The sequence below is a fragment of the Streptomyces sp. NPDC043876 genome, assembly GCF_056435825.1.
Map to the genome: position 1 here is coordinate 124,758 of NZ_JBWKDV010000012.1, position 19,204 is coordinate 143,961.

The 19,204-nt window shown below is 69.5% G+C and carries 18 protein-coding genes; 12 read left to right on the top strand and 6 right to left on the bottom strand.

Annotation, left to right across the window (positions count from 1 at the left end; all coding sequences use genetic code 11):
• Positions 1 to 147 precede the first annotated feature (147 nt).
• The 11 genes from AC0693_RS31700 (at position 148) to AC0693_RS31750 (ending at position 11,273) form a co-directional block, all read left to right on the top strand.
• On the top strand, positions 148 to 456 hold the full coding sequence (locus tag AC0693_RS31700; protein WP_478803645.1) for a hypothetical protein: 309 nt from the start codon (positions 148 to 150) through the stop codon (positions 454 to 456).
• Positions 444 to 671 (top strand): hypothetical protein, encoded by a 228-nt coding sequence (locus AC0693_RS31705; protein WP_478803646.1) that lies wholly within the window; start codon positions 444 to 446, stop codon positions 669 to 671. The genes AC0693_RS31700 and AC0693_RS31705 overlap by 13 nt, the downstream gene beginning before the upstream one ends.
• A gap of 138 nt (positions 672 to 809) precedes the next feature.
• Positions 810 to 2,099 (top strand): DUF2637 domain-containing protein, encoded by a 1,290-nt coding sequence (locus tag AC0693_RS31710; RefSeq protein ID WP_478803647.1) that lies wholly within the window; start codon positions 810 to 812, stop codon positions 2,097 to 2,099.
• Positions 2,100 to 2,753: 654 nt separating this feature from the next.
• Complete coding sequence (locus AC0693_RS31715; RefSeq protein WP_478803648.1) at positions 2,754 to 2,942, top strand: hypothetical protein; 189 nt, start codon at positions 2,754 to 2,756, stop codon at positions 2,940 to 2,942.
• Positions 2,943 to 3,371: 429 nt separating this feature from the next.
• Positions 3,372 to 3,998: a hypothetical protein gene (locus AC0693_RS31720; RefSeq protein WP_478803649.1), complete on the top strand. Its 627-nt coding sequence runs from the start codon at positions 3,372 to 3,374 to the stop codon at positions 3,996 to 3,998.
• Complete coding sequence (locus tag AC0693_RS31725; RefSeq protein WP_478803650.1) at positions 3,998 to 4,498, top strand: hypothetical protein; 501 nt, start codon at positions 3,998 to 4,000, stop codon at positions 4,496 to 4,498. Before AC0693_RS31720 ends, AC0693_RS31725 begins: the two co-directional genes overlap by 1 nt.
• A gap of 56 nt (positions 4,499 to 4,554) precedes the next feature.
• The gene (locus tag AC0693_RS31730; RefSeq protein WP_478803651.1) at positions 4,555 to 6,864 is read left to right on the top strand and encodes a hypothetical protein; all 2,310 of its coding nucleotides are present in this window, start codon (positions 4,555 to 4,557) and stop codon (positions 6,862 to 6,864) included.
• Between the two features lie 52 nt (positions 6,865 to 6,916).
• Positions 6,917 to 7,120 (top strand): hypothetical protein, encoded by a 204-nt coding sequence (locus tag AC0693_RS31735; protein ID WP_478803652.1) that lies wholly within the window; start codon positions 6,917 to 6,919, stop codon positions 7,118 to 7,120.
• A gap of 308 nt (positions 7,121 to 7,428) precedes the next feature.
• Positions 7,429 to 9,075, top strand: coding sequence for a hypothetical protein (locus tag AC0693_RS31740; RefSeq protein WP_478803653.1), 1,647 nt, complete (start codon positions 7,429 to 7,431; stop codon positions 9,073 to 9,075).
• Between the two features lie 509 nt (positions 9,076 to 9,584).
• Positions 9,585 to 10,535 carry an AAA family ATPase gene (locus AC0693_RS31745; protein WP_478803654.1) on the top strand — a complete coding sequence of 317 codons (951 nt, stop codon included), beginning with the start codon at positions 9,585 to 9,587 and terminating at the stop codon, positions 10,533 to 10,535.
• A 48-nt stretch (positions 10,536 to 10,583) separates the two neighbouring features.
• Positions 10,584 to 11,273, top strand: a complete 690-nt coding sequence (locus AC0693_RS31750) for a hypothetical protein (RefSeq protein WP_478803655.1) — start codon at positions 10,584 to 10,586, stop codon at positions 11,271 to 11,273.
• Positions 11,274 to 11,790: 517 nt separating this feature from the next.
• Here AC0693_RS31750 and AC0693_RS31755 read toward each other — a convergent pair.
• From AC0693_RS31755 to AC0693_RS31765, 3 genes are all read right to left on the bottom strand, one after another.
• Complete coding sequence (locus AC0693_RS31755) at positions 11,791 to 11,985, bottom strand: hypothetical protein (RefSeq protein WP_478803656.1); 195 nt, start codon at positions 11,983 to 11,985, stop codon at positions 11,791 to 11,793.
• Between the two features lie 14 nt (positions 11,986 to 11,999).
• Positions 12,000 to 12,869, bottom strand: a complete 870-nt coding sequence (locus tag AC0693_RS31760) for a tryptophan synthase subunit alpha (protein WP_478803657.1) — start codon at positions 12,867 to 12,869, stop codon at positions 12,000 to 12,002.
• A 312-nt stretch (positions 12,870 to 13,181) separates the two neighbouring features.
• Positions 13,182 to 14,117 carry a hypothetical protein gene (locus AC0693_RS31765; protein WP_478803658.1) on the bottom strand — a complete coding sequence of 312 codons (936 nt, stop codon included), beginning with the start codon at positions 14,115 to 14,117 and terminating at the stop codon, positions 13,182 to 13,184.
• A gap of 538 nt (positions 14,118 to 14,655) precedes the next feature.
• Between AC0693_RS31765 and AC0693_RS31770 the strand changes: the two genes are divergently transcribed.
• Complete coding sequence (locus tag AC0693_RS31770; protein WP_478803659.1) at positions 14,656 to 14,985, top strand: hypothetical protein; 330 nt, start codon at positions 14,656 to 14,658, stop codon at positions 14,983 to 14,985.
• Between the two features lie 138 nt (positions 14,986 to 15,123).
• Here AC0693_RS31770 and AC0693_RS31775 read toward each other — a convergent pair whose 3' ends face one another.
• The 3 genes from AC0693_RS31775 to AC0693_RS31785 all read right to left on the bottom strand — a co-directional run bounded on the left by AC0693_RS31775 (position 15,124) and on the right by AC0693_RS31785 (position 19,204).
• Entirely contained in the window at positions 15,124 to 16,374 is a 1,251-nt protein-coding gene (locus tag AC0693_RS31775; protein WP_478803660.1) for an MFS transporter, read from the bottom strand.
• An 81-nt stretch (positions 16,375 to 16,455) separates the two neighbouring features.
• The gene (locus AC0693_RS31780; protein WP_478803661.1) at positions 16,456 to 17,757 is read right to left on the bottom strand and encodes an MFS transporter; all 1,302 of its coding nucleotides are present in this window, start codon (positions 17,755 to 17,757) and stop codon (positions 16,456 to 16,458) included.
• A gap of 265 nt (positions 17,758 to 18,022) precedes the next feature.
• On the bottom strand, positions 18,023 to 19,204 hold the full coding sequence (locus tag AC0693_RS31785) for a peptidase M23 (RefSeq protein ID WP_478803662.1): 1,182 nt from the start codon (positions 19,202 to 19,204) through the stop codon (positions 18,023 to 18,025).

A 19,204-nucleotide genomic window follows, 5' to 3' on the forward strand; every position in this document is an offset into this window, starting at 1 on the left:
TGTCTCCCCACCGGCCCTCACGGCGCCGGTCGCCGAGGCGGTCTCCGACAACGTGCGCCAGCACGCGAAAGTGGTCGCCGACCGATACCTCAGTGCTCTTCTGACTGCTGTCGCCGAGCTGGCCGACTCGAGGGGCGGGAAGTCCTGATGCGCGCCAATCAGCTGGTGAACGCGGCAGAGCTGCGGGAGTTCACCGAAATGGCCGTCCGGGGGCTGCCCACCACCGCCAGCGCACGCGATGTCGGCTGGGCGATGCTCCGGGAAGCGGTGTCCATGCCGCTGCCGGTGCTTCCCGAAGAGGACCCGCAGCACGACCTCGTTAACCACTTGGTCTTGGTGATCCTGCATCTGCGGGCGGACTGGCTCAGCAGCTCGCCTCCTGCGGCCTACCAGGAACTGAGCGCGTTCACGGACCCGGGCACGGTGCAAAGCCAGTTGTGGCCGTGGAGCAGCTGATCAGCTCCGCAGCAGCCCTGGATGGCGACGTCACGATCGAGATCACCCACCACGCTCCGGGCGCCGCGGCTCTCCTTCTCTCCGATGCCGCTGACGCGGTGGTCCAGCGTTCCGGCCTGACCCGGGCCGAGCTCATCGTCGAGGACCGCGGCACCGAGACGGCCCAGCTTCGTCTTCGTCCCCCGCCCGACGGCCCTTCCGGCTACGCGGAGTAGACCGCGAGCCGGCAGCCCCTGTCTGCAGCCGGCCACCCTCGCGGCGGCAGACGCCGCTTGGTGATACGGCCCTCCCAGAGGTGCTCTCACCCGTACCTGCGTCCGCACACCGGTGTGCGTCGCATCAGGAGACCCCCCGTGAGCCCGCCCCCTACCGGCGACCCTTCCGTTCTGCCGCAGTCCCAGACCACGCGTGACCGCCCTGAACTGACACGCCCGCAGCGGATCATCACCGGCGTGGTCCTCACGGGCACGGTGTTGATCGCCGGAATCGGGTTTGCCGGATCCTATGCGGCCGTCAACAAGCTGGCGATCCGAAAGGGCTTCGGAGCCTTTGCCGTGGCCTTCCCCATCGGTATCGACATCGGCATCGTCGTATGCCTGGCCCTCGATCTGCTCCTGACCTGGCTGCGGATGCCGTTCCCTCTCCTTCGCCACACAGCTTGGCTACTGACCGCGGCGACAATCGCGTTCAACGGCGCGGCCGCCTGGCCCGACCCTCTCGGAACCGGCATGCACGCGGTCATCCCCCTGCTGTTCGTCGTCACGATCGAAGCCGCCCGGCATGCGGTGGGCCGGTTTGCCGAGATCACCGCGAACCGCCACATGGAGAGGGTGCGGATGGTGCGCTGGCTGCTCTCCCCGCACTGGACGTACCGGCTGCGGAGGTGGATGTACCTGGGCAACCACACCAGCCTCGAAGCCGCGCTCGACCACCAGGTCGACGAACTCGTCGAGATGGCGCGGCTTCGAACCGATTACGGCCGGCTCTGGCGTTGGAAGGCTCCAGTGCGTCGCCTGTTGCTGCTCCGGCTCGCCCGCAGGGGAATCACATTTCCCGCGATCGCTGCCCGGCAGCAGGAGGAAGCGCGCCCGAGTGCGGTTCGTCCGTCGGCCACCGGTCTCGATTCCCACTGGGCATCCGTTGTCGGCCTCGCCAGCGGCACATCCCGGCCTGAACTTCCTTCCCCCGACGGTGTCAAGAGCACGTCGTCTCCGAGCAGCGCCGTACAAGCCCACCAGGGGCCCGGTGCTTCCGGCAGCGCCGTCGCGATGTGGCAGCCCGGCCTTCAAACGTTCTCGATACCCGCCGGCGTCGGGGACCCCTTCTGGGACTCTCGCGGCGGCGATGTCGTACATGTCCAGCCTGCTGCCGCCCCCACGGCACCTGTAGCACCGCCTGTTCGCCGGCGTCGAGCGGTACCGGCAGATCCTGCAGGTCCTCGAGGGGTCCACGCCCGGGTGGCTCTCACGAAGGAGCAACGCGAGCGCGCCGATGCGGCAGCCCAGTGGTTCAAGGCCAAGGCCGCCGATCCACATGTGTCACAAGCCGCGTTTGCCCGGACCCTGGGCCGATCCGATTCCTGGTTGTCGAAGGCCATCAGGGAGGCCATGAAGGAGACCAGTCAAGCGAAGCGCGATGGGTGAGCGCTGTGAGAAGGAGGCGGCCGAGACACCGAGCGGCCCGCGACCAGCTGCGTCAGATGCCCTCCCGAGCCAACCCCTCCCGGACGCCGAAGAACGGTGGATACAAATCCTCCTCACCTTGGTCTGGCAAGGGCAGCGGGTGAGTGGGGCAGCTGACGACTGGCACGCCTAGATTGCAGCAACCGGTCAGGACCTCTCGCCAGCCTGCTTCCTCCATGGGCTTCCGCGTGAACGCCGACCGTGCACACGTCCACGCGTGAACGCCGACCGTGCACACGTCCACGCGTGAAGACCGACCGTGCACACGTCCACGCGTGAAGACCGACCGTGCACACGTCCACGCGTGAAGACCGACCATGCACACGTCCACGCGTGAAGACCGACCATGCACACGTCCACGCGTGAAGACCGACCATGCACACGTCCACGCGTGAAGACCGACCGTGCACACGTCCACGCGTGAAGCGGTTCCCCGAAGCAGCCTGATCGGGAACTCCCACCTTCCGACGGTGCAACGGTCACTGGCCACGACTGCCCGGATCCGTCCCGCGGTGGTCTGCGGCGCGGCCTGGGCCGTCCGCGCAGTGCTACGCAAGCCGGCCCCCTCCGCGAAGAAGGGGGCCGGCGATCCCACCTCTCTCCAAGGAGTTCTCCATGGCCTTCTTCGGCCTGTTCGGCAACGACCGGCAGATGGCGACGACGACGTACAGCGGCAGGGAGTCTGCCACCGAGCGGGCAGCTCAGCGGCGCCGCGTCCGGCACCGGTCCCAGGTCTCGCGCGTGGCGCGCAAGGGCCAGAAATGGGAGGTCGAGGACCGCTCCAGGGAGGGCCGTCGCCGCTGAGTCGGCGGGCTGAGCCGGCCCCAGCCCCAGGGGCGTCGTTTCGGATCTGTCTCATCTGTTTTCGCAGGTCAGGAACTGTCATGGGGTCTGTCCGACGTTGTCGTGATCTGTCGCAAGCGCCAGATCACGACGGAAGAACGACACATCCCCACCACATGACCACATGCATTCCGCGCCGCGAGGTTCTCGCAGGCGCCTTCCCCCACCAACCGAAGGAACCGCCATGTCCAGAGCCTCCCGACCGCTTCGGCGCGGTCTATTCCGTTCTCCCAGCGCTGGGCTGGCGTTGGTGCTGCGGGTCCTGATCGCCGCCGCTGTTCTTGAGAGCGCCCCCCTGGGGCCGGTGCTGACACGCCTCATCCAAGGACGAGGGTCGACCGGATCGAGCGTGCTCTCCGCCTTGGTCCGCCTCGCCGTTGGACAGCCGTGATGCACGACTTCCACAAGCAGTCCCCTGCGGCACCCCTTGAGCCGCTCTCCACGGACAGCGGCGACCCGTTGATCGACCAGGTCGTCGACAAGCCGCCGCCCGACGCACCCAGCGGGGAGTACAGCGAGGCCATGGCCCGCGCCGTGGAGAAAACGGTTGGCGCCGTGCTCGGCCTCAGCTGGATCGATCTGCTCGCCGCGGTGGTGGAACGATCCGGTGGGACGGACACTGCCGGCAATCCACTCGACTGGTCCCGCCTGCAGCTTCGCCGAAACCTGCTCTGCCTCGCTCTCGCGACGGTCCCTCCGGTCGGAGATCACACGGCGACCATGTGGGTCGCCCAGGCAGTGTCCGAACCGAACCTCGTTGGCGGGCCGCTCTATTACATCGGATGGGGCTGCGGAAGCCTGGCGGCCGTTTTCATCGCGCAGGCCGCGCCCAGCTTCGTCGGCTTGGCAGGCCAGGTGCTCTGGTCCTTCGTACGGCTCATCGGACGCGGAGGCTACAAGGCTCTGAGGTCCCCCTACGGGTGGCTGGCCTATCGCCCCGTCCTGTTCGCCGCCGGGGCCGGCGTCTTCGTTGCCTACACCCCCGCGATCCTTAGATTCCTCACAGGAGCAAGTTGATGTTCGACAACGACGTGGCCAACGGAACGTTCGGCACTCTGGCCTGCGGTGTCCTCGCTCTCGTGGTCATCGCCGCCGGGTTCAAGTACCGCCTGCTCCGCGAGAAGAAGACCGTAGTGCTGGTCGCCCTGGGCGTCCTGGCCGTGACCGCGAACTCCGGTGGGTTCCTGGGCGAGATCGCCGGGGCCGTCCGGCGCGGACTCAACGTATCCGGCGAGGCCGCACTGCGCGCCGGCGCCGGTGCACAGGTCGCACCCAACCCCCCGACCACCGAGATACCGCCCATCACCGCGGGCGGCGCTCTCTTCGGACTCGCCGTGCTGGGCTGGTACCTCATCAAGATGTACGCGGCTCAATGGCGGCCGGCTGACTGGAGGGAAATGGTCGGCGGCGCAGTGCTGGGCATCTGCGCAGGCACGGGGGTCGGATTCCTGGGTGTGGCCCTGAGCAGTGGCGTAATCGTCTCCAACAACCTCGGGTTCTACCTGTTCGGTGGCTGACCGGCCGCCGCAAGGGCCCGGCACCCTTACCCCCACGATTGAAGGAATGAGACGGAATGACCCGCCCCGACGACACCAGCCCGGCCTCGGCGGGGACCGTCAGCCCGTACGAAGGCGAATACGTCTACGCCGAGCTGGTCGACGACGAGGATCCGGCGGACGACACCGACGGCCGCTCCGCGCGTGACGAGCGCGCCGAGCGCATCCAGGCTGCGGCGGGATGGACAGCGCACTGCGCCGCGACCGCGGCAAGGGCAGTTGCCGGCCACACCGGCCCGGGCCTGCGGCACGCGGCCGCGATTGTCCGCCACTGGATGGGCGTCGCGTACATGTCTGACGAGGAGATACGCCGCCGGCTCATCAAGCGGCACCTGGAGGAGCACCAGGCCGCCCGTATGACGGCACAAGGCGATGTCGACCGGCTGCGCCGGCAGGTGACCAAGCTGGCGGAGGAAGCCGCGCGGTACGGCCTGACCAACGAAGCGGCCCGGCGCCTGAAGCACCTCAACGGCCGCCTGGCTCTTCGGGCCAAAGGGCTGGCCTCCCTGGAGCAGCTGCCGTTCGAGCCCCTCGAACCGACGCTGGAGCAGATCCGCCGGGCACGTTCGATGAGAGCCCTTGGTCACTTCGCGGCGGTGCTCCCCGCCGCCGGAGTACTGGGCGCACTGGCGTCCACCGCGCCCTTGGCGGCCGGGGCCGTCCTGCTTCCGCTGGCCGGGCTCGGCGGGCTCTGGTTCGGCCGGCACCCGATAGAGCTCACGGAACGGGCCCTGCCGCCCGGCCTGCTGCTCCCCGAGCTCGACCGTCCCGCCGGCGCTGCTCCCGACGGCGGCACGGATGCCCACGCTGAGGAGGAGGACGAGGAGGACCTCACCCCCTTCCCCATCGCTGATGCGACCAGCCCCGCCGAAGCGGAAGAGGCCCTGTTCCGGGCAATCCGGCACGAGGGCCGGGACGTCGCCGAGGTCACCCACGCGGTCCGCGAGCCCTGGGGGTGGACGGCGCGCGCCCGGTTCCGCACAGGAAGCCCGGACGACCTGACCAAGGAGGACACCTACAAGCGTCTGATCACTCTCCTGCGGCTGCGTCGCAACGGGCTGCTGATCGAAGCGGACCCGGACGCCGGCGACAGCTGCGTGCTCCGTGTCCTGGAGCGCAGCCCGTTCACCGCTGAGCTCGTGGGCCCGGTGCCATACCGCGCTCCGCTGTCGGCACTGATCACCGCGATGTTCGACTTCGGGGTGGCGATCGACGCCACCCCGCTGGAGTTCAGCCTCGCGGGCCTGATGCTGCTGATGGTCGCGGACTCCGGCGGAGGCAAGAGCGGCATCATGCTGGCCATGGCGGAGGCCGTCACCGCATGCGCGGATGCCGTGGTCATCAACCTCGACCCCATCGGGACCGGCGTGGGCGACCTCGGGCCGGCCATCACCCTTAACGCCTGCATGGACGACGACAAGATCGTCGCGGTCCTGGTGTTCCTCCTCGCTCTGTGCTCCGCCCGCGCTCGGCAGCGCGCAGCGCACGGCTGGGGGAACAAGTGGCAGCCCTCCCCCACCCACCCGGCGATCTGCCTGTTCGTCGACGAGTGGGGGCAGCTCTCGCCCGAGGCAAAGGCCCTGCTCATCCGGCTGCTCCTGCTGGGCCGCAAGGAGGGCATCTGGGTATACGGCGGGTCCCAGTTCGGCACGAAGGACTGGCTCGGTGAGGCCATCGGTCCCAAACTGGCCACCAAGCTGCTCGGCGCGTGCCGCCGCGTCGACGTCACCGAACTCCTCGGTGCGGGAGCCCTCGCCGAGGGGTACCGCTCCGACCTGATCCGCGCGGCCACGCACACCGCCGTCAACGACGCTGGCCAGATTCACGGCGTGGGCATGCCCGGACTCGCCGACCGGCCAGTCCGCTACAAGTTCCGGGAGATCAGCTCCCAGTACGCCCTGCAGGTCGGGACCGAGCGGGCCGCGGCGGGCCTGCCGGACCTCACCCACACCCTGACCGACGCCGGAATGCTCGACGCCTGGACGGCGCTCCTGCAGCTCTGCGACGGCACGGGATCCTCCGCGGCGCCCGAGCCGCCCGAGATCCTCACGCTGCTTCTCGAGGTGTTCGAGAAGGCCGGCAAGCCCGAGTCGCTCACGGTGGGGAACCTTCTCACCCTGCTCGCCGATGCCGACCCGGTCGAATGGGCCCGATGGGAGAGCAGCGACTCCACCACCCGGCTTCGCGAGGGCGGCCGCAAGATCGCCCTGGAGCTGAAGGCCGCCGGGCTGGCCGTCACCTCCACCCGGCTGACCACCCCCGGCAGGCCGTCCGCCTACCGCCTGGCCGACCTCCAGCACGCCCTCGCGTCGCCGGATGCACCTTGATCCGCCGGCACGGGGGCCTTCCCCCCTCCTCCACCAGAACAGAGAGACACGCATGCCCGATGACCACTGGACCGGCGCCGCGCCGGTCATCATCCCGCTCCCCGAGATCGGGGTCTTCCTGACCGCCTGTCTCCTGCCCGCGGCGCACTTCCTGCGGTTCGCGATCCCGGCCGCCGCTCTCCTGGCGTCCGCCCACGGACGTGACGCATCGGCTGGCATGGCGGCCGGCCACGCCCGGCGTGCACGCATGAACTGATGACGCCATGATTTGCAGTCGCGTACACTTATCAGTGCGCAGGAGCTGGAGCAGTTGCCGGTCCCCATCGCGTGGAGCGGCCAGCCCGCAGCACATCAGCCTCACGAGCGCAACGCCAGGAACGCCTGGCCTCGACCCTCACCCCCTCCACCCGGCGCCTCCCGGCCCCGGTCTGTGGTCACGTATTTCCCCCCAAACCCACGAGTCCCGAAGGGCCGACCATGACCACGCTCCAGCTCGCTCCCCACCCCCACGAAGTGATCGCATGTACCCTCATCCGTACTTGCCCTACGGAAGAAGACGATGGTATGAGCCGAAGCGACAGCAGCGAGAACCTCACCCTCCCGAAGATGGCGAGCCTGCTCGGCGTGACACGGCAGGCCGTGGCCGGCTGGCACGCCGACGGCGCGATCGCCGAGTTCGGCGCGCCCGCGCAGGAGGACCCGGTCCTCTACCCGCGGTCTGCAGCTATCGCGTTCGGTCAGGTGAAGGGACTGCTCCTCACCGTGGAGGGAGCCGCCGAGATCCTCCAGGCCGAACCGCCGGCCGTCGCGAAGTGGCTCACCGACCCCGCCAACACCGCCAAGTACGGCGCCCCGGCAGCTCAGGACCCGCTCCTGTTCGAGCGATCGGTCGTACTCGGATTCGGCCAGGCCAAAGAGCGGGTCGTCACCGTCCCCGAATTTGCCGAGCTCCTTGGCACCGCCCGACAGACCGTCGACCGGTGGCACGCCAGCGGGGCCATCGGCAAGGTTGGGGAACCGGTACTCCACGACCCCCTCGTGTACCCGCGCGCGGTCGCCGTCAGGTTCGGCCAGGCGATCGGCTTCCTCGGCCTCAACGCGGAGCCCATCGAGATGGACCGGGTCGGCCGGTGGCTCCCCATCGTTCCGACCATCAGCCCCGAGGACACCGACCCCAAGACCCGCTTCCGCTTCTACCTCAACCACGTCGGCGCTCTCTTCAAGGTGAGTCACGACGTTGTGAAGTCCTGGGCGCACCAGCGGCCTTCCTCCACAGGCCAACGCCCCCACATCAAGGGCGGCTCCAAAGACGAAGTCGGGCGCCTTTACTACACGGCGGCCGAGCTGGCCGCGTTCGCCAAGAGGTACAAGCGCGACATCGACGTGACCGCGGTGCCGGAGTTCGCCCGCGCCGGCCTCGTCGTGCCGGCGGAATCGGAGCCTGAGAAGCAAGCCGGCCGGGAGATGCCGGTCGCGTTGCGGGTCCAGGTCGGCGCGCTACTGGTGCGCCGGTTCACCGACCCGCTCGCTGTCGAGAAGGCCCAGCCGGTCGCGGCCGCGATCGTCGAGCGGGTCCTCCTGCCAGCCCTGAGCGAGGAGGAAGAACAGGAACTCCTCGGGCAGCTTCGCGCCGCCCTGGAGTCTGCGGAGGTCAGGCCTGGGGATGTCCGTCTCGCAGCCCAGAGCGTCCTGGAACAGGTGGTCCACCCCCTCGTCGTCGAGAAGGAGCGGATCGTCGCAGCCCGCGGCGACGTGCGCCGGGCCGCCGAAGGCAAGGGTCCGGCACCCGCCGCGCCTGGGCAGGTTCCGCTGAGCCTGGCCAAGACGGCTCTGGCCGATCTGCTGAGTGACGCCTTCCCGGACTACCCGGGCCGCCGGATCCACACGGCCGCCAAGGACATCCTCGAGGAGGTCATCGCCCCCACCCTTGAGGTCCGGGCCGCCGAGAAGGTCCTCCAGGACCTGCAGGCGGCCATCGCCACCCATGTGCCGGCCGACCAGACGCTCGCCGCCGCCAAGGCAGTCGCCAAGGCGGTGACGTCACCGCTGCTCACCGCGCGCAACCGGTACGCGCGTACGGTCGCCGAGGCGCGCCAGGCGCACGGCAAGGCCGACACCACGGGCGCTGAGAAGGAAGCGCCCCGTTGCTACGGCTGCGGGGCCCCGTGGCAGTGCCCCACCAACCGCGTTCTCGGAGGACTTACCGGCTGACACCGACACGATGCCAGCGGCTCTGGCCGGCCCCGTCCATCCTGCGGCGGCACCGGGCCGAGGGTTCGGCGGTCGACAGCACGTCTCAACCGCCCTACCGCAGGACCAAAGGGCCCGTCTCCCACTTGGGAGACGGGCCCTTTTGCGTTGCAGACATGAGGATCCGCCGGGTCCAGAGGGCCCCCGGCGCTGGAGCCCCGGCGGGGCTCCGCCAGCGCCGCGCCAGCAAGGACGGCCGTTGGCGCAGGCCGGCGTCGGTTCCCCTCCAGACGGCCGGCCTTCATGGGTAGCAGGGAGCCGCGAACCCTTCGTTCGTCCCCATCTGGCGACGGGGTACAGCAGCCCCGAAGCATCGAGGGGAGGGCCCGTTGACCTGCACAGAGTCCTAATTTTATGTACACTTATCCATGCGAGAAGGGGTTACTTCAGCCCTCTCCTTCGGGGCTGACCGCAGACCATCCGGCAGTCCCGAACCGCTACCTGTAGACCTGATTTGAAGGAGGCAGACCATGGCCGAGAGGACCGCGGACACGCCCGTGCGCAGGCTCAGCGAGATCAGCCGCCTGCGTTTCTCCCCGGCAGTCCACGAACAGACGGACCTGCGCATGGTGTGCGACGGACCGAGTGGGTGCCGCAAGACACCCACAGTCCTGGAAGTCGCCTCCGTACTCGGCCGCAAGACGGCCGTCATCGACACCCAGCGGGGCGCGTCGAAGCGGTTCGCAGACGCCTTTCCGAACTTCGCCTTCGACGTCACGGTGATGACCTACTTCTCTCCTGACGACCTGACCGCTGCGCTCGCCTCGGCACAGGCCGACGGCTACGGAACCGTGGTCATCGACTCCCTGACCCCCTTCTGGACCGGCCCGGGAGGCATGCTCGAACAGGTCGATGACGCCGCGCGCCGAGTCGGCGGAGGCTCCTCGGCCGGATGGAAGGAGATGCGTCCGGCCGAGCGGCGGATGGTGGAGGCAATGGCTGCCTATCCGGGCCACGTGCTGGGCACCGTCCGCAGCCGCACCGAGGTCGTAATCGAGGCCGACGAGCAGGGACGCCACAGCCCCCGCCGTGTGGGAACCAAGCCGGAACAGCGGGAGGGCTTCGAGTACGACTGGGACGTGTACGCGTCAATCGACCCGGAGCACACCCTCCTCGTCACGAAGGCGTACAGCGAGAGCCTGCACGGGGCTGTGTTCCGGCTACCCGACCCGGACTTCGCCCGGCAGTTGAAGGAGCTGGCGGATTCCGGCACTCCCACCGAGCCGATCGCTGACCTGATAGCGGAGGCCATGCGAGAGGACGCGACACGGGAGTCGCTCTACGAACTGTGGGCCCGTGTGCGGCGCCGCAACGCGCAGGGCGCACCGATGCTCACCCCGGACGAGAAGCCCACCGTCCTCGCCGAGTTCATCACCAGGCGGGGCTTCGAGCTCCGGTCTATGGAGAACGAAACCGCCTGACAGTCGCATCGCTCACCACCGCATTCCCCCAAACAAGGAGACGCACCTTTGCCGATCAGCTCGCTGCACACCCTCCTGCGCGCGTACGCCGACCTCGACACCCGGCACCGTTACCGCATCGCCCCCTTACTCGACGCGGACGGGCAAGTGCAGGAGGACGAGGAGGACGCCTACGAGGAAGCCCTCGACGAGATCAAGGACCAGGCCGTGGAGTTTCTGCGCGCGACCATGGCCACTCTCGCCAAGCTTTCCGTACCACCGGAGGGTGAGCCGCTGACCGTTCATGGCACTTGGCGGCGCCGGTTCGACCTCACGGCCGGTGTCATCGACGACGCGGCTCTGACCGCGTTCAGCGAGGGTCAGTGCCACGCCCTGGCGCTCGCGGTTGCCGAGCGGACCGGATGGCCGCTCGCCGCGATCGTGTCGGATGAGTGCAGCCTGGACCTCGACTGCTGCACGTTGGAGAGCGTGGACCAGGGCGTGTGTCCGTGCCGACTGGAGCACGTGGTCGCAGTCGCCCCCGACGGGTCGCACGTCGATATCACCGGCGCGCACGCGCCTGGGACCGTCCCGGAATACGAGGGAAGGGATTCGGTGGCGATGACGGACGCGCTGTGGGACTGCATCCGCCGCTCGCCTGGCTGGCGCCCCGCAGACCTTCACGCGGCGCGGGCGTTTGTGCAGCCGCTCCTCGACTCACTGGGTTGGCTGCGCGGCCGCTACACCCTGACCGTGTAGCGGGAATGCCCTGACTCGCTGCCGGAAGTGACGGCCGGTAGTCGGAGGGTTCAGGAATCTGCGGCGTCCCGGAAGGCACCGGCTGCGGTTTCGAAGCCCTCTACCGACCTCCCTGGCCAGCTGCAGACCTGGTGAGCAGGGGGGCGGACATGCAAAGGCGGCCGGGTCCAAGGGGGCCCGGCCGCCGTCGGTGTGAGCACTACTCAGGAGGGTGCGCTTAGCGCATGGTCCGGACGGCCTTACGGGGTCGCATCATGGGCCCATCTCTTCTCGTCACCGCTTCCTGTGAAGCGGATGAGACGAACCTAGGCGGCGAGGTCGCTGCTTGCGGGCTCCGCTGCCGGGGAGGCATGACTAGTTGGCGTGCTGTGTGCCACGGGGGAATGAGGTGCTGCTATCAGGGCCGGCCGAGGGCTGCGCGTTGAGCTGCTCGGCGCAGGAGGACGGCCGTCTCCTGGACGCGCAGCGGGCCTGGTCTCCGTGAGCATGGGTCCCCCTTCTGGTCCGGTTTCCGGGGTCAGCGGCGGCCGGGCCGTCGCGGCTGGTCGGGTTCCGTGGTGTCGTCCTCGCGGTCGAGGAGCTCCTCGATGTGCTGCTCGTAGCGGGGAGGGAGGAACAGGTCTGTCCAGCGTGGCGGTGGTGACAGCGGTTCACTGCGCCGGCGCTGGCTGGAGGGCGGTGTGGTGCGGCGGGGCGGGATCGGAAGCGGCATAACGGCTCTTCGTTCTAGACGGGGGAGGGGGTCTGCGACCGGGCTTCTGGAGGAACAGTTGGCGGCAGGGCCGGGTCCGGACGCTGGTGGGATGCCGTGGATCTGAGGCGCTCGGCGAAACTGCGCACGATGGAGAGAGCGTGTCGCTCGCCTCCGCCGGGTGCCGTGCTGAGGAGGGCCCGGACGATGGGCGATCCGATGGCGATCGCGTTGGCGTAGGGGACCAGTTGCGCAGCTGTATCCGGGGTGGAGACTCCGTTGCCGGCCACGAGCGGCAGGCGGGTGGCGCTCTGCACGCGCGCGGAGAAGTCAGCGAAGCTGGGGAGGTCCACGCGGCCCTGGTACCCGGTCGGTGCGTGGACAACTGGCGCGTACACCCAGCCAGAGACCGACGGGACGCGTTTGGCCAGGTCCAGTGCGCTGGTATCGCGCGCAATGAGGGCGGGACTGTCGAGACCAGCGCTCTTGGTCGCTTCAAGCCATCCGGTGGTGGCCGACGCCGGCAAATCTGGGATCAGGATCGCCGCGGCGCCAGCGTCAGCGAGTTCGCCTGCGAGGTACGGGGCGCCTCCGCATTCGAGGACGCGGTGCCAGTACGCCATCACCACGACGGGGGCGGTGCAGCTGGCTGTGACCTCGCGGATCACTGCGGACGTCAGCCGGAGGGTCGCTCCGTGGCCCAGGGCCTGCGCCGTTGCCCTTGCGATGGCTGGCCCGTCCATGGGGGCGTGCCGACCGGGCAGGCCAATCTCGAGGAAGTCGGCTCCCGAGTCTGCGAGTTCGGTCAGCAGTGACGGAGAGCGGCTCGGCGTGGGGAAGCCTGCGGACAAGAACGTACCGAGCACGGGCCGGTCCTCCCGGCCAAGGAGTGCCTGCAGTGCCATGCTCGCCGGGCGTCGGGGGGTCGGGGGCATCGGCGACTCCTTCAAGGGCGGCAGGATCAGTGCTGGGCGCGGGAGCCGAAGCCGCGGACGCCAAAGAGGGTCATCGTCACCGCGGCCAGGGCAAGGGTGGTGAGGAGGAATACGGGATGGGACGCGACGTGCATGGCGGCGATGGAGAGAAGCCCTGCTGCGGGCAGGGCAGCCTGGAGACACACAGAGTCCTCTGAGGAAGCTGGTGGCTTGTGGTTCATGGAGCCCGCGGTGGTGGCGGCGAGTCCGGCCGACGCCCCGGCGGGACGCCGGCCGGACTGATCAGGACGCCGTGTTGGTCGGAGAAGCCGCCTGTTCGGTGCGGCGCTTACTGAGTCGCGCCAGGGCGAACGCTCCGGCACCAACGACGACCAGCGCACCGGCCGTCGCTGCGAGGGTTGTGTTCCCGTCCGCCCCCGTGTTGGCCAGGTTGCCGGGCGGTGTCGTCACCTCCACGCTCGAGGGGGCGGAAGCCTGGTCGGCCGTCACTCCCGACCCGCTGCCCTTCGGGTTCTCTTCGCCCTTCGGGGCACCGCTGCCACCCCCCGACCCGCTGTCGTCGTTGCTGCTACCGCCGCCTCCCGGCGCCGGGTCGGGCTTCGGGTCCGGGGTGCCCGGGTCGGGCTTCGGGTCCGGGGTGCCCGGGTCGGGCTTCGGGTCGGGCTTCGGGTCCGGGGTGCCCGGGTCGGGCTTCGGGTCCGGGGTGCCCGGGTCGGGCTTCGGGTCGGGCTTCGGGTCCGGGGTGCCGGGGTCCGGCGTACCGGGGTCCGGGGTGCCCGGGTCCGGCGTGCCCGGGTCCGGCGTACCGGGGTCCGGGGTGCCCGGGTCCGGCGTACCGGGGTCCGGCGTACCGGGGTCCGGGGTGCCCGGGTCCGGCGTACCGGGGTCCGGCGTACCGGGGTCCGGCGTACCGGGGTCCGGGGTGCCCGGGTCGGGGTCGGGCGTGCCCGGGTCGGGCGTACCGGGGTCCGGGGTACCCGGGTCCGGCGTACCCGGGTCCGGCGTACCGGGGTCCGGGGGGTTGGGGCTCGGGTCCTTCGGCTTCGCCGCGGGGGCGGACGTACCGGGTTCGCCGGTCGACGGGGCGGAAGCCGCCGTCTGGGTCTCCGGGGCGGCCTCGGCCGCCAGGGCTGCCGGCGCCGTGATGACGCCTGCCGCAGCGACGACCGCTACAGCGGCAGCCGCGCGCCGCAGCGCGTGGAGTCGGTACTTGCGCATGGTGAAGGAATTCCTCCAGATCAGAAATGGATGTGCTGCCCCGCAAGGAAGTTGACTCCCTTGCGGCGTAAACATGGTCACCCAGACCGCCTGTGGATAAGGAAGACGAATTCCGGCGGCCGACCAACGAAGGACTGCTGCGCCGTTGCGCGATAGTTGGTCGGATTTGTCACCACTTAGCCAGCGTCCGACATTTGTGCTCTCGGCTCGACGGGTTGAGATCAGGCAGGAGGACCCGCTATCTGTTTGGACTGCTGCAACACCTCGAGATGCGCATTCAATTAACTTGGGACGCGGAAGCAGTTTTCCGGTGGCCGCCCGGCTGCTGGCCGACGTCCTTTTTCGGCCGACCAGACGAGGCCATCTGTGGCTCCAGTGGGTTGGCGTGCTGACGGCCCACGAACGTGAGCGAGGACTTCCCGAACGCTGAGCCGCCCAAGAGCGTCTGCGCGGTGACGGACTGGACGTAAGACCCTTGGCTCCGTCCACAGGGCTGACGTGAAAGATTGGGTCATCGTCAATCACTGAGGAGGATTTGGTGCCCTATCAGCTACAGGTCAGGATGAATGGTGAGCTCGGCAAGAACCTCAACCGGTTTGTGGAACGGACCGGGCTGATACGCCGTGGCCGCCTGGACGACGCCTGGGATGAGAAGTTCGGAACGCGGGTACTGCGTCCCAGCGAGGCGGGTCTGGTCGAGCTGATTCTGGTGCGCTGGGCGGATGATGCCTGGGTGATAGCGCTCGAATACCAAGGCGACCCACTGCCGCAGCAGGACGCCGAAAGGTTGAAGCGCATCATTCTCAATGCCGCAGCCGAAGTGGGGATGACGATTACGGCCGTCTTCCCGCGTACGGCACTGAGGTAGTAGCCCCGGCACGAGCGTGATCGTGCCGCTTGAACGGGCGCGCCCGCACGAGGGGCCAGACATGCCACCTCACCGCGGGCGCGTTGCTGCTCGGCCCCGTAGTTCCTCCTGTTCGCGGTGCACGCGCTCGTATCCAGATCAGGCCTCCACCGACTGCCGCTGGGTAAGGAGGCTCGGGGATGCCTGCCGTGCAGCGCTGAAGCGCCGACCGGCAGTGCCGAGGACGATGAGCGCGGCCGCTCCCCCACCCAGTGGCAGGGCTGGTCCGGCGATCGGGAAGGCGGCGAGGGTGCCTGCGAGGGCCGTACCTGCCGAGGACCCGACTCCGTAGGAGAGGATCAGCCACGCGTTCGCCCCTGTGGGGCTGCCGTTGTGCGTGAGGCTTTCTGCCGTCATGAAGGCCAGGGTGAGCACGACAGGAAGGAACAGCCCGGGCAGTGCGGCCAGGGCGGTCACCCCCAGCGGGCCTGGCAGGAGGAGCAGCGGCAGCCAGCTCATGGCGAAGCCCGCTGCGCCCGCGAGTAGTTGGCTGGGGGCGGCGCCGGGCCACGTCCGTCGTCCGAACAGCAGGCCTCCAAGGAACGAGCCGGCAGAGAATGCAGCCGGGATGGCCCCCGAGAGGAGTTCCATGTGGTGCAGCCGAGCGAGGTTGACGGCCCAGACGTTCAGGGCGCCCACAGCGAATCCGATGCCCGACAGAGCGAGCAGCAGCAGCCGAAGGTCGCCGTTGCGCAGCGGGCTGCGCCCGGCACCGCTGCGGGACTGGAGGCGCCACTTGCGCGATGGCGGAGCGGTCAGCACCACGGAGCTGCCGGCGAGTCCGAGGGAGGCCGTGGCCAGGAGAGCGGCTTCGGGCCCGTGGGCGCTGGCGAGCGCGGCTACCAGGAGCGGGCCGGCGATGTACAGCGTGCCCTGGGATCCGGTGTCGAGCGCGAGAGCGGCGCGGCGTTTTCCGGGATGCGGGAGGACAGCCGGCCACAGCACTCTCAGCCCTGCCTCCAGGGGCGGCGTGCACAGGCCCGCGAGGAGCACGAGGACGGTGGGGACGGCGAGGTGCTGGGCTTCGTTGATGGGTGGCGTGGCCAGGGCCAGCAGCCCGGCGGCGTTGATGAGGACGGCGGGGCCGGCGACGCGGGTCTGTCCGAAGCGGGCCATCAGCAGACCCTTGGCGGGCTGGGAGAGGGCGGAGGCAAGTACGTAGGCGGCGCCGAGCAGACTTCCGAACGCCAGGGATCCCCGACCGGTGGTGATCAGGAGGACGATGGCCACCGGGGCCATGGAGTTGGGCAGCCGTCCGATGAGTGTGCCGACGAGGAGGCGGGCGACGTAGGGGCTGCCCAGGACCGCGCGGTAGGTGACGGGGGTGTGTGCGGGCTGCTCGGATGTCACGTTCGTGCCTTCCGTGGGTGTTGGGGTGTTCGCCAGCGCCTTCGAATGGGCGGCGGCCGACAGGAGCTGATCTCGCTGCTGTCAGCGCGCGCGACCGCTGCCGACTCCGGAGGGGAGAGCGGTGCGCTCGGCCATCACGTGGCCGTCCGGGGGCCCTGACAGGCGGCCACGCGCCAGAGCAACGACGGTGACGGCGAGCGCCGCTCCGGTGACGGCGATGGCGGTCGGGGCTGCTGGTCCGTAGTCACCGACCCCGCCGGCTGTTGCGGTGCCGAGGGCCTGGCCGAGCCCGAGAAAGGCGATGAGCCAGGCGGAAGCCTCGCCGAGAGTGCCGTGGGGGGCGAGGTGGTCGAGGCTGGCAAAAGAGATCACGAGAAGCGGGGCCAGGAAAAGCCCGGGCAGGAAGGCCGCCGTCGCGGCGAACGGCGGTGCGGGTGCCGCGAGGAGGGGCAGAAGGCCGGCGAGGAGCCCGCAGGTTGCCGCAAGGAGCTGCGCGGCCGGGCTGCCCGGCCAGGTGCGTCGGCCGTACAGCAGTCCTCCGGACAGGCTCCCGGCAGCGAGAGCGGCGGGTATGAGCGTGGTGAGTGCGGGACTCTGCTGCTGTTCAGCCAGCGTTAGTGCGACGACGTTGAGCGCTCCAAGGGCCGCTCCGGCACCCAGGAGCGCGACGGCCAGGATGCGGGGGCCGACCGCTCGCAGTGGTCCGCGCCAGTCGGAGAGACGCCCGGGGGCGGGTCGATGTTTGCGGGAAAGCCAGGTGGTGGCGAACAGCGACGTGCCGGCCAACCCCAGCAGGGTGGTGACGCCGAGTACGAAGGCGGGTCCGGCGGCCGCGTCCAAGGCGAGTACGAGGAGAGGGCCCAGGATGAAGACGATCTCCTGAGCGCAGGCGTCAAGAGCGAGTGCGGCGCGCTGCTCGGCAGGGCGGGCGACGACGTGCGGCCACAGGACTCTCAGTGCCGCCTCCAGCGGCGGTGTGAACAGGCCTGCGGTGATCGTGAGCAGGACTGCGGCGGCGGGCTGTGAGACCGGGTTGACCATCGTCAGAGCGGTGAAGGCGAGGGTGGACATCGCCGCGGTCAGGACGAGGGTGGCCGTCTGCCCTCGCCGGTCGAGCATCCGGCCCCATGCGGGCTGGCCCAGCGCCGCCGCTAGGCCGTACGCGGCGGCCAGGAGCCCCGCCTGACCGATGGTTCCGCCGGCGGCGCGGACCGATATCAGGAGGGCGAGCGGGGCCATGGCGACGGGAAGGTGGCCGATGACGGCCCCCGCCAGGAGGCGCAGGACGTTGGGGGTCCGCAGGATCGCGAGGTAGGTGACCGCGGGTCCTGCGGTTTGCTCAGCGTGGTGGCTGGTGCGGGTGGTGGTGTGGGTGGTCGTCATGGTGGTGCGGGAGTCCTCTGCTGGGGTTCGCGAGGGTGGGGCGGTGCGGGCCCGGCCCGGTGTGTGGCCGAGCTCGCGGTGTGGCTATCGCCGTGCTGGTCTTACGGGCGTGACCGACCTGGAGCGACATCCGGCCCGGACTGGGCAGGGCGGTCTGTCAGGGAGGTTCAGCGCGCTGGTCCCTGGACGCTGTGCGGCTGTGTCAGGCTGCTGGATGGGACCCGATCGCCTGACCGATGGCATTCAGGTCGAAGGTCCGGGTGATTCAGCCGGCGTGGGGGAAGTAGGGCGGCGTCCAGCCCACGTACCCGGCCCCCCACTTGCTCTCTATGAGCTCGGCGGGGACGACGTCGATGTAGCCGGGCCTCAAGATGTCGTTGCTCGCGACCATTCCGTCGCCGAGGTAGACGGCGATGTGGCCCGCGCGGCCTCGGGTCGTCCAGTACATCAACGCCCCGGGCGGGGGGTTCCTGTCGCGGTCGTGGCGCATGGACGCGGGTACGGCCGTGTAGTGGTCGATGGCGTAGTTCACACCGGCTGCGTGCCAGCCGTAGACCGTCGCGGTGTAGCGCAGGCACCACGCCTCCCACTCCCTGGAGGAGTTGGGGCCGGCGTGGAGTTTTGCCCAGGCGATGGCCTCGGGGACGCTGCGGGGGTTGTTGAGGGTCCAGGTCTCCTTGCCGTCAGTGAACGTCCCGCCACCGGTGCCGGGCTTCGGCTTCTCTGCGCACGATCCGCTGCTGGGTGGGGCTGAGGAACCGGGGTCGGTTCCCTGACTGCCGGATGTGCCGCCTGTCTCACCGGCCCGTTCGAGGTCGATGCCCGCTTCAGCAGCGAACTTCCGCATCAGCCGCTCGTGGTTCGCGTACAGCTCGGGGTGGGCGGACTGTTGCACCTTCTGGGCGGCGTCGCCGAGCGGCATGGAGGCCCAGTTGGGGATGTCCGTGAGACCCCGATTGGTACCGCGTCCAAGAAAGAACGACTCCGCCGAGTAGGGGGGGTCCATGATCTGTTCGCGGGTTCCCCAGTCCATGGAGGGGCGCTGCTGGAAGAGGCCGAGGGAGTCTCTGTCTCCGTGGTCGAGGTTCTCCAGGGTGCTTTCCTGCATGGCGGTCATGAGGGCGATCAGGGTGGCGCGGCCGGGCAGTTTCAGGCGGACGGCGACGGAGTCGATGGTCTTGACGTGCGCGAGCTGTTTCTGGTGGGCACTTCCCTGGACGGGCTTTCCTCCATTGCCGCCGTTGTCCTCGGCGGGTGAGGAGTCGCCCGTGCCCGGCCCGGAGTCGGTGCAGGTGTGGGCGGACGCCGGTCCTCCGGACAGCATGCTGAGGAAGAGGCTGCCGACGAGGAGCAGGACAGCGGCGATGGCGAGGTACTTGATGCGGGCGCCCTTGGTCGCCATGGCGGCGGCCCGGAGTGCGGCCTGGGTCATTTCGCGGTCGTTCAT